Source organism: Bartonella mastomydis, from assembly GCF_900185775.1.
Classification (GTDB): domain Bacteria; phylum Pseudomonadota; class Alphaproteobacteria; order Rhizobiales; family Rhizobiaceae; genus Bartonella; species Bartonella elizabethae.
Genome location: NZ_LT883138.1, coordinates 877,706 through 888,962, shown reverse-complemented (window position 1 = coordinate 888,962; position 11,257 = coordinate 877,706). Strand labels below are relative to the sequence as shown.

Genomic DNA, 11,257 nt, shown 5'->3' with positions numbered 1-11,257 from the left:
TACCAATAAAGTATCTATTGTATGTATTTATAGAACTTTTTCAACGCATTTCTATTGGGGCTTCGACTCCTATGATGCTAAGTCCTGATGATAAAATATTGATAACAGCTTGTATCAAGCCCAATCTTGCAAAGGATAACTCTTTATCATTAGGCTGAATAAAACGTAAATTGAGACTTTCACTCCCTTTATTCCAATGGGTGTGAAAGCAGGAAGCAAGATCATAAAGATAAAACGCTAATCGATGGGGTTCTTTATGAACGACGGCTTGTTCAATGATACGCGGATATTCAGAAAGTTTGCGTATTAATAATATTTCATTGTCATCTGTTAGTCGATGAAGATGGGAGATCAATGTGTCCTTTGAAAAGCTTTCAATATGAAGTACTTCTTGTGCTTGACGAAAGACTGAGTGACAACGTGCGCTTGCATATTGTACGTAAAAGATGGGGTTATCTTTTGATTGTTCCGTTACTTTTGCAAAATCAAAATCAAGAGGTGCTTCGCATTTGCGGTAGAGCATCATAAAACGTACTGGATCACGACCAACTTCTTCGACAACATCTCTTAGAGTCACAAATGATCCGGCTCTTTTTGACATGCGTACAGGTTGACCATCGCGAAAGAGTTTTACCAATTGGCATAAGAAAACACTTAGTTTGGCTTTATCCCCAGAAATTGCTTTTGCCATAGCTTCTAGCCGCTTTATATAGCCAGCATGGTCTGCGCCTAGAATATAAATCATTTCATCAAAATGACGATTAAATTTATCCCGAAAATAAGCAACATCAGCAGCAAAATAAGTGTAAGAGCCGTCAGATTTAACCAAAACACGGTCTTGGTCATCACCAACATTTGTTGAACGAAACAAAGTTTGCTCGCTTGGTTCCCAATCTTCTATATTTTGTCCTTTGGGAGGGGGGAGTTTTCCTTTGTAAATATAACCATTTAAAGTGAGATCGTTAATGGTATTACGAATAGCGCGGGCATTATCTGCGTAAAGCATTCGCTCAGAGAAAAAGATATCATGATAAATATTAAGAGCTGCCAAATCTTCGCGAATCATGGACATCATTGCCTGAATCGCTCGTTCTTTCACGATAGATAAGGCTTCATCTTTATCCATGGAGAGGAGTTGGTCACCAAACTCTTGAGCCAACGATTGACCCAATGGTATCAAGTACTCTCCAGGATAGAGCCCCTCTGGAATTTCATTAATTTTTTGTCCAAGCGCTTCACGATAGCGCAACAGTACAGAATGAGCGAGAACTTCGATTTGTTGGCCAGCATCATTGATATAATATTCTTTCGTGATGTTATAGCCCGTAAATTGCAGCAAATTGGAGAGAACATCTCCCACCACAGCTCCGCGACAGTGCCCTACATGCATAGGGCCCGTCGGATTTGCTGAGACATATTCAACATTGACGCGTTTTCCCTGTCCCATCGGCATGCGACCATAAGAAAGGCCTAATTCAAGCATGGACTTTATAGCATTTTGCCAAAATAATTTTGTAAGCTTGATGTTGATAAAACCAGGACCGGCAACATCAATATTCTCAATAGAGGAATCATTTTTAAGCAGTTCTATGATTTTATCTGCAAGTGTACGGGGACCCATCCCAATAGATTTTGCAAGAACCATAGCAGCATTGGTTGATAAATGACCATGGGAGGAATCACGTGGGGGATCAACGGTGATTTTTGATAAATCTAGATCTTCTCCATTTTTTCCTTTTATATCAGATAATTCAATTGATTTTTTAATTTTTTTTTCGAAGTTTTTAAAGATATTCATATTGAGCTTCCATGATGATGCTAAAAGCCATTAAACGAAATGATCTGTATGGTCAAATAAACGGTGATATTCACGTAAAGCATAGTGATCAGTCATCCCTGAAAGAAAGTCAGCAATCAGACGTGCTAACTCTTGATTTTTTAAGTGCACTGCTTTTTTGCACCAACTTTCAGGCATTGTCTCTGGATTTTCATAATAACAATTGAATAATTTTTGTACAATGTCTTTTGCTGCATTGCGACGACTGAGAACTTGTTCGTGATAATAAAGATTTTTAAAAAGAAAATTTTTTAGTTCTTTTTCGTAAACGGTCATTGACGGTGAAAAGGTAACAATAGTTTGTTTTGCTTGGTAAATATCGCTTATGCTGGTTGGTTTGATGCGTGCCAAATTTTCATGTGATTGTTTGATAACATCTTCGACCATGGTTGTGATTTGTCTTCGTACCAGTGTGTAACCGCGTCGTGCTTGGTCAAGGCGGGGATGCTCATCGGTTATATCCTTTAAGATGGCTGCTGTTAGTGAAACGTGTTCAAATTGATCGAGAGTTAAAAATTGCGATCGTAAACCATCATCAATATCATGGGCATTGTATGCGATATCATCTGCAATCGCAGCACATTGTGCTTCTAGTCCTGCAAAACAATCGAGTGCAAGATCTTGCTTTGCATTGTATTGTAAAATATCGGTGGGAACTTCTTTATTTTTCGCGTGAGGACCTAGAAGAGGCCCGTTATGCTTTACAAGACCTTCGAGGGTTTCCCATGTAAGGTTGAGGCCATCAAAATTTGCATAGCGCTGTTCTAGTTTTGTAACAATGCGTAAGGCTTGTGCATTATGATCGAAGCCGCCATAATCCGCCATGGCTTCATTGAGAGCTTCTTCTCCTGCATGGCCAAAGGGCGTGTGCCCAAAGTCATGAGCAAGGGCAATGGCTTCGGCAAGATCTTCATCAAGATACAGAGCCCTAGCGAGTGTTCGTGCAATTTGAGAAACCTCTATGGAATGGGTAAGGCGGGTACGATAATGATCGCTTTCATCAGCAATAAACACTTGCGTTTTATGTTTAAGACGTCGAAATGCATTAGAATGGATAATACGATCTCTATCTCGTTGAAAGGGTGAGCGCGTAGAGCTCATCGTTTCATGGAATAATCGGCCGCGGCTTGTTTGCGGGTGAGCACTGTAGACGGCTCGAGATTGGTAATTGAAGTTGATCGTGCCTATATCCATTGCAAGCTGTCCATTATCATCTTAAAATTAAGAGTGGTTTATGTGAATAAATTTTCTCTTTAATAGTGTGGGATACTCTTTCTTGATGGTTTAATGCAAGGATATATAAAATGAATGTGAAAATTTCAGAGGCTGCTGCTCAGCAAATTGTACAGATACTTTTGCGTGAACCTGATAAAATAGCCTTACGTATTTCTGTTGAAGGCGGTGGATGTTCTGGTTTTTCTTATAAATATGACTTGGTTTCTGAAATGTGTAAAGATGACCTCGTTTTCAAAAAAGATGGGGCAACTGTGCTTATTGATTCACTATCGATTCCTTTCATGGAAGGAGCTGAGATTGATTTTGTTGATGATCTTATGGGACAGTCTTTTCAGATTCATAATCCCAATGCCGTTTCATCATGTGGTTGTGGTGTAAGTTTTTCAATTTGAGAGTGGGGACTTTGTGATATTGTTTCTTGAAAAAAATATCATGTTGGTCAACAATGTAAAAATGGCTAGTCTTATAAAAATAGTGCACCGATGTGTGCGGTTATGCGTGGTGCTTACTTTGTTGATCTGGAGCCATTGTGCTTTTTGTGAAGAAGGAGTAGATCAACAGCAGGGACAATCACGGAGTTTTATTCTAAAGTCCCAAGAGCAGCAAAAAGAGAATTTAGCATCTCAGGCGCAACTCATTTTGAATGCTCGATTAACAAATAGCCGTCAAGATATTGAGAAAGGGCTTGTCTGGCGCCTTTATGCCCCTATTCTAGGAATTGATAATAAATTACCATTAGTGGCAACCCATAAGGGGGGAAGTGCGCGTTTTGATTTAGAGCCAGGAAGTTATCTTGTTCATGTCTCATTTGGTCATATGAGTGCTATGCGCCATATTCGTTTAGAAAATGGGCAGAGTCTTGTGAAAAACTTTTATCTTGAGGCAGGGGGTCTTATTTTAAATGCAACACTGCTCAATGGTGAAATCAATGAAAAGGAATTACGTTTTACGATCTATGAGGATGAAAAAGAAAATGATGATACGGGGATCATTTTATCAAATGTTAAACCTCAATCTGTTGTGCGTTTAAAAGCTGGTCGCTACCATGTTGCTTCCCATTATGGTTCCATTAATGCGACGGCTCGTTCGGATATTCAAGTAGAGGCTGGTAAAATAACGGAAGTTACTCTTGAACATCAGGCTGCTCAAATTGTGTTAAAGCTGGTACGACAAGAAGGAGGAGAAGCACTTGCAGATACAAGTTGGTCTCTTGCCAATGATTCTGGTGATATTGTTTATGAAACAGTTGGGGCTTATGTTTCACTCGTGTTAGCGGAGGGAGAGTATATTGCCATTGCTAAAAATAAAGATAAAATTTATCAAAAGGTTTTTTCTGTCGTTTCTGGTCATGATGAAGATATAAGTGTGGTGGCGAATGAACAAAATATGCAACGAATTGATGAAGATATGGATTGATCGTTGTTCATAGAACTAAACCGTGATGAAAGATGGGGTGTGCGTTTTGATTGAAATTTCAACAATTAGTGTGTTTTTTGCGGGGGCTCTGTCTTTTCTGTCGCCATGTGTTTTGCCATTAGTTCCCCCTTATTTATGCTATATGGCAGGGATTGGTATTGATGACTTTCGATCAGAAAAGCGTGATGAGAAAGTCTTTATACGGTGGGCTTTATTGTCTTCTGTTATCGCTTTTGTTCTCGGGTTTACCACTGTTTTTGTTGCTTTAGGCGCTAGTGCAAGTACAATTGGTAAATTCATCGGTTATTATCGTGATTGGTTTGCTCTTGCTGCTGGAGTGATCATTATTATTTTTGGTTTAAATTTTCTAGGGCTTTTCAAGATTTCGTTTTTATTTCGTGAAGCGCGTTTTCAGACTCATAAAACACCTGCTGGTCCTTTAGGAGCTTATGTTATTGGTTTAGCTTTTGCCTTTGGTTGGACCCCGTGTATTGGTCCCATTTTAGGACCTATTATAACGCTTGCTGGAACAAAAGAAACTGTGGGTGAGGGCGCTATTCTATTAGCAGTTTATGCGTTAGGTCTTGCTGTTCCTTTTGTATTGGCAGCTTTATTTTCGAGTCATTTTATGCGGTTTTTAGCAGCTTTTCGTATTCATTTAGGAAAAGTTGAAAAAATTATTGGTGTTTTTCTTATTCTTACAGGGATTTTGTTTCTAACAGGCTCTATGCAGGATCTTTCATTTTGGCTTTTAGAGCATTATCCTTCATTGAGTTATGTTGAAGATATTCGTTGGCACGATATTGTAAACTTTTTTGGATTTTCTCGTTAGTCTGATGTGTTTTTATGGTTAGAAGTTGTCTTTCTATTGTTCTTGCTGCAGGTGAAGGGACGCGCATGAAATCGTCTCTGCCTAAAGTTCTTCATAAAATTGCTGGATTGCCTCTTATATGCCACGTTCTAAAACAAATAGAATTGGCAGGATCTTCACAATTGGCTGTTGTTGTGGGATTTGGTGCTCAAGAGGTTGCACATGTTGTTCAGTCATGTGTAAAAGATGTGATGATTTTTGAGCAAAAAGAGCGTTTAGGAACGGCGCATGCTGTTTTATCGGCTCGTTTAGCTTTGCAAAGGCGAGTGGATGATGTTCTCATTGTTTTTGGGGATACGCCTCTCATTCAGCAAGATTCATTGCAGCAAATGCGTACACAGCTTGCTGATGGAGCAGATGTTGTTTTTGCAGGCTTTCATACCCAAGATCCAACAGGTTATGGACGTCTTCTCGAGAAAAATGGTCAATTGATTGCAATTGTGGAAGAAAAAGACGCAAGCGACGAAGAAAAAAAGATTTCTTTTTGTAATGGGGGAATACTCGCTATGCGTGGAAAACATGCCCTTTCTCTTTTAGAGAAAATTGATAATAACAATGTGAAAAAAGAATACTACTTAACCGATATTGCTTCTCTGGCAACACGCGAAGGGTTGGATGTACGTGTTGTTGAAGTCCCTTTTGAAAATATCGCAGGAATTAACAACTGTCTTGAGCTTTCTGAGGCTGATTCTTTGTGGCAAAAACGTAAAGCGCGCGATTTAATGTTATCGGGTGTTACACTCTTAAAACCAGAAACAGTCTATTTTTCTCATGATACAGAAATTGAACCAGGTGTGGTGATAGAACCAAATGTTTATTTTGGACTCGGCGTGAAAGTACACTCTGGTGCTGTTATTCGTGCATTTAGTTATCTCGAAGGTGCTGTGGTGGGTCAAGATGCGCAGATTGGTCCCTATGCACGTTTGCGTCCTGGAACAGAGTTGGCAAAATCCGTAAAGGTTGGAAATTTTTGTGAAGTCAAACAAGCTAAGGTAGGAGAATCTTCTAAAATAAATCATTTAAGTTATATTGGTGATGCCGAAATTGGTGCACATACCAATATTGGAGCCGGTACGATTACGTGTAATTATGATGGATTTAACAAATATAAGACCACGATTGGTGATCATGCTTTTGTTGGGTCTAATACGGCGCTTGTTTCCCCATTGGTGATCGGGGATGGCTCTTATGTTGCTTCAGGAAGCGTTATTACTGAAAATATTCCTATGAACAGTATGGCTTTTGGGCGTGCACGACAGGTTATAAAAGAAGGCTATGCAACAAAATTTCGGGCACGCTTGTTAGAAAAAAAACAGAAAAAATGATCATTTTCAATCTATTCCTTTGTTTTGTACTGATTCAACGATGGAGAGGAGGTTAATTCTTAAAGATTGCCGTACTCCATGTTTGAATTATTTTATTATTTATCGTTTTAAATAAAGGCTGTTAGATTGTTTTATGATATTTAAATCTTAAAGATATGTGGGTTGGAGCTTTTTAATGTGTGGAATTATTGGAATTCTTGGAAAGAGGTGTGTTACATCCTCTTTGGTTGAGGGATTAAAACGTCTTGAATATAGGGGGTATGATTCATCTGGGGTGGCAACAGTTTATAATGGGCATCTTTATCGTGTACGTGCTGAGGGGAAGCTTGTTCATTTAGAAGAAAAATTAAAAAAAACTCCTCTGGAAGGAAATTTAGGGATTGGACATACACGTTGGGCGACACATGGCGTTGCTGTTGAGCGCAATGCGCATCCTCATGTAACTGAAAAGCTTGCGGTTGTGCATAATGGTATTATTGAAAATTTTGTAGAATTGCAAAAAGAACTCATCGAAGATGGTTATATCTTTGAGACAGAGACGGATACAGAAGTTATTGCACATTTAATAACGCGTGCATTAAAAAGTGGTCTTTCTCCGCAAGAAGCTATGCGTAATAGTTGGAAAAGGTTGCAGGGGGCTTTTGCACTTGCTCTTATTTTTGAAGGTGAAGATAACCTTATGATTGCGGCTCGCTCTGGTCCACCGTTGGCAATTGGTTACGGAAAAGATGAATTTTTTGTGGGATCAGATGCTATTGCTTTGGCCCCATTCGTTGATCATATTAGTTATTTGGAAGATGGGGATTGGGCTGTTCTCACACGGGAAGGCGTCACAATTTATGATGGAGACAATCAGCCGGTAAAACGTTCTGTGACAACCTTACTTGAAGAAGCATTATTGATTTCTAAGGGAAATCATCGTCATTTTATGCACAAGGAAATGTTTGAACAACCTGAAGTGATTTCTCATAATTTGGCGCATTATCTTGATCTTGGCAATTATACCGTTCGATCTTTTGAGAATTTGATTGATTGGAAAAATATTCATCGTCTCCTTTTTGCGAGTTGTGGAACGGCTTATTATTCAACCTTAGTTGCGCGCTATTGGTTTGAGAAATATGCCGCTTTGAGCGTTGATAATGATGTTGCGTCCGAGTTTCGTTATCGTGAACCCCCTATAACCTCTGATGTATTATCCCTGTTTGTTTCTCAATCTGGTGAAACAGCTGATACATTGGCTTCTTTGCGTTATTGTCGTGAGCGGGGTGTAAAAACAGCTACAATTGTGAATGTTAAGCAATCAACAATGGCAAGAGAGGCTGATTTTATTTTCCCAACACTTGCCGGACCGGAAATTGGTGTTGCTTCAACAAAAGCCTTTACCTGTCAATTGGCAACACTTGCTTCACTCGCACTTAGTGCGGCTAAACAACGTGGTTATCTCACGGTTCAAATGGAACAGCAATTGGTTCAACAGTTGGCAGAAGTTCCCCGTATTTTAAATGAGGTCTTAAAATTAGAAGGCAATATTGAATCTCTTTGTCGTGATTTGGTGAATGCAAAAAGTGTTCTTTATCTGGGACGTGGAACTTCTTATCCGATTGCTCTGGAGGGAGCTCTTAAACTGAAAGAGCTTTCTTATATTCATGCTGAAGGTTATGCGGCGGGGGAGTTGAAGCATGGACCAATTGCACTGGTAGATGAAACAATTCCCGTTATTGTTGTGGCTCCTTATGATCGGTGGTTTGAAAAAACTTTGTCTAATATGCAAGAAGTAGGAGCGCGCAATGGTCGTATTATTTTGATAACCGATAAAAAAGGAGCAGAAGCAGCTTGTCTTAAGACTTTATCAACGATTACTTTACCCGTTGTTCCAGAATTTATTGCTCCTATTATTTATGCGCTTCCCATTCAGTTAATCGCTTATCATACGGCTGTTTTATTAGGAACAGATGTTGATCAACCGCGTAATTTAGCAAAATCAGTCACCGTTGAATAAAAATAAATTGTATATTTCTGAATTTTTGGAGAATAATAAAGTATAACAAATTGATTTATAATGATAGTTTATTTTTTCATTTTTTCTGTTGAATGAGAATATCAAAGATAGGGTTTTTCATTCCAAATCCTTAATGAAAGAATAAAAAATATTCTCTTAAGCGATCAAAAAATGGATCAGATCTATGAAGATAAGGGGCAAAAGAACGCATTATGCTTCTCCTCTTTTAATGCAAGAGTAATCCAGATCGAGAGAAAAGATGCTGCTGTTGGTTTGTTTATACTTTCATGAAGCATAAATGACGTAGGAAGTGTGTTAAATCATTTATGAGTGATTCCAAGAAAAAAATATATTTGTATGGGAAATATTTTTATTTTTTATCAAAGGTTCTTTTCTATCATTATCCTGCTCGTAAGAGGCGTGTAGCATTATCGTGTCCGAAAAGATAAAGAAGCAACCGTAAAGCTTGTCCTTGCTCAGAAGAAAGATGAGGATCGCGTTGTAAAAATAAGCGTGCATCCTTTCTTGCTATTGATAAAAGATCACTGTGAACAGCAAGATTTGCTATATGAAATTCAGGGACGCCGGATTGTTTTGTGCCCAAAAGTTCTCCTTCGCCTCGCAAGCGCCAATCTTCTTCGGCAATTTCAAAACCGTCTTCTGTATTACGGATAATATTTAGGCGTTTTGCTGCTGTTTTGGTGAGTGGATCTTTATAGAGCAAAATGCAGGAGGATTTTTTATCACCTCGTCCTACACGTCCACGCAATTGGTGTAATTGTGAAAGACCAAAATGTTCTGCATGTTCGATGATAATAATTGAAGCGTCTGGGATATCCACGCCGACTTCAATGACGGTTGTTGCAACTAAAATACGTGTATTTCCGCATTTAAAAGATGCCATAGCAGCTTCTTTTTCTGCTGTAGACATTTTGCCATGAATCATCCCAACGCGAGCTCCAAAGCGTTCATGAAGAAACGCAAAACGATTTTCAATTGAAGTAAGATCAAGAGCTGTCGATTCCTCCACTAAAGGACAAATCCAATAGAGTTTTTCTCCTTTTTCGAGTGCAATTGCAATTCGTTCTATAAGCTCATGCATACGTTTCAAAGAAAGCATTGCTGTTGTAATGGGTTGTCGTCCCATTGGTTTTTCTGTAATTTTGGATACATCCATGTCACCAAAAGCTGTTAAGACAAGTGTGCGGGGAATGGGTGTCGCGGTCATGACCAGCATATCTGGTTTATTGCCTTTTTCTGTAAGGGCAATACGTTGATGCACACCAAAACGGTGTTGTTCATCGATAATGGTTAAAGCGAGATTGTTATAAGTAACGCTGTCTTGTATGAGAGCATGGGTCCCAATGACGATAGAAACTTGGCCTGATAAAATATCATTCAAAATATTTGTCCGCAATTTTCCTTTTTCTCGTCCTGTTAAAAGCGTTGTTTGTAAGCCTATCTTTTCGGCAAGAGGAGTGATGGTTGCAAAATGTTGCCGAGCAAGCACTTCTGTGGGGGCCATTAAAGCTGATTGTCCTGAATTTTCAGCAATTTGTGCCATTGCCATTAGTGCCACGACTGTTTTTCCTGCGCCTACATCACCTTGGAGCAGTCTTAGCATCGGTTCTGGTGAAGCAAGATCATTGGCGATATCCTCTACCGCTTTTATCTGTCCTTTTGTGAGCTGAAAGGGGAGAATATTAAGCAATTTTTTCGTATAAGTTTCCGTTGATGGTCGAGGAGTCCCAACAAGAGATTTTGTTTTCAAACGAACAAGACCTAGCGCCAATTGACAAGCGAGCAGTTCATCATAGGCAAGACGTTTACGTGCTGTACTTTCTAAGGATAGATCATCGGGGTTAATGGGGGCATGGATACGGCGTAAAGCAACAGAAAAGGAAGAAAAATTTTGCTGCTTTTTAATATTTTCATCTATCCATTCTGGGAGGAGAGGAATAAAATCGAGAGCGTTTTGTATAGCACGTCTTAACGTCTTTGAAGCGAGTCCGGCGGTAGAGGGATAAACAGGTTCGATGAGAGGAATCTGATTTGATTGTTCACTCGGGATAATATAGTCGGGATGCGCCATTGAAAGTTGTCCGTTAAACCATTCAACTTTTCCTGATACAATGACTTTTTTTCCCTCAGAGAGTTGTTTTTTGAGCCAAAGAGGCTGAGCATGAAAAAAGACTAAATTTATTTTTCCTGTTTGATCATGGGCAATAACACGATAGGGAATTTTCTTATGACCACGAGGGGGGGATTGATGTTGATCGATGACAATTTCCAGCGTAACAGTCTCTCCTTCTTTTGCGTAAGCAATGCTGGGACGCATTCTGCGATCTATAACAGAATGGGGCATTAATTGAAGAAGATCCATAAGGGTTGCTTCACGTTGTGTAGGATTCACATTTAAAAGTTTTGTCAGTAAACCATAGACTTTAGGTGTAATACCAGAAAGGGTTCGAATAGAATTAAAAAGAGGGGTAAGAAGACTTGGAGGCATAAGAAAATTTAACCTGCTCTTTTTGTTTTTTCTAGACCTTTAGAAGAGCTTTTTGGGGATAAAT

The 11,257-nt window shown here is 39.2% G+C and carries 8 protein-coding genes; 5 read left to right on the top strand and 3 right to left on the bottom strand.

Going from position 1 to position 11,257, the window contains the following annotated elements; translation table 11 throughout:
- Window positions 1–40 precede the first annotated feature (40 nt).
- Both argS and FJG96_RS07105 read right to left on the bottom strand, forming a co-directional pair.
- Complete coding sequence (gene argS / locus FJG96_RS07110) at window positions 41–1,798, bottom strand: arginine--tRNA ligase (protein ID WP_139413349.1); 1,758 nt, start codon at window positions 1,796–1,798, stop codon at window positions 41–43.
- 30 nt (window positions 1,799–1,828) lie between these two features.
- Window positions 1,829–3,031 carry a deoxyguanosinetriphosphate triphosphohydrolase gene (locus tag FJG96_RS07105; protein ID WP_139413348.1) on the bottom strand — a complete coding sequence of 401 codons (1,203 nt, stop codon included), beginning with the start codon at window positions 3,029–3,031 and terminating at the stop codon, window positions 1,829–1,831.
- A 110-nt stretch (window positions 3,032–3,141) separates the two neighbouring features.
- Here FJG96_RS07105 and FJG96_RS07100 point away from each other — a divergent pair, with 110 nt between their 5' ends.
- From FJG96_RS07100 to glmS, 5 genes are all read left to right on the top strand, one after another.
- On the top strand, window positions 3,142–3,465 hold the full coding sequence (locus FJG96_RS07100) for a HesB/IscA family protein (protein ID WP_005775141.1): 324 nt from the start codon (window positions 3,142–3,144) through the stop codon (window positions 3,463–3,465).
- 40 nt (window positions 3,466–3,505) lie between these two features.
- Window positions 3,506–4,489: a carboxypeptidase regulatory-like domain-containing protein gene (locus FJG96_RS07095; protein WP_180338261.1), complete on the top strand. Its 984-nt coding sequence runs from the start codon at window positions 3,506–3,508 to the stop codon at window positions 4,487–4,489.
- A 25-nt stretch (window positions 4,490–4,514) separates the two neighbouring features.
- On the top strand, window positions 4,515–5,321 hold the full coding sequence (locus FJG96_RS07090) for a cytochrome c biogenesis CcdA family protein (protein ID WP_005773411.1): 807 nt from the start codon (window positions 4,515–4,517) through the stop codon (window positions 5,319–5,321).
- Between the two features lie 14 nt (window positions 5,322–5,335).
- Entirely contained in the window at window positions 5,336–6,685 is a 1,350-nt protein-coding gene (gene glmU / locus FJG96_RS07085; protein ID WP_139413347.1) for a bifunctional UDP-N-acetylglucosamine diphosphorylase/glucosamine-1-phosphate N-acetyltransferase GlmU, read from the top strand.
- A gap of 175 nt (window positions 6,686–6,860) precedes the next feature.
- Window positions 6,861–8,684 carry a glutamine--fructose-6-phosphate transaminase (isomerizing) gene (gene glmS, locus FJG96_RS07080; RefSeq protein WP_139413346.1) on the top strand — a complete coding sequence of 608 codons (1,824 nt, stop codon included), beginning with the start codon at window positions 6,861–6,863 and terminating at the stop codon, window positions 8,682–8,684.
- Between the two features lie 400 nt (window positions 8,685–9,084).
- On the opposite strand, the gene recG is transcribed toward glmS, so the two are convergent.
- A complete protein-coding gene (recG, locus tag FJG96_RS07075; protein WP_139413345.1) occupies window positions 9,085–11,193 on the bottom strand; it encodes an ATP-dependent DNA helicase RecG in 2,109 nt (702 codons plus the stop codon).
- Between the last annotated feature and the right edge of the window lie 64 nt (window positions 11,194–11,257).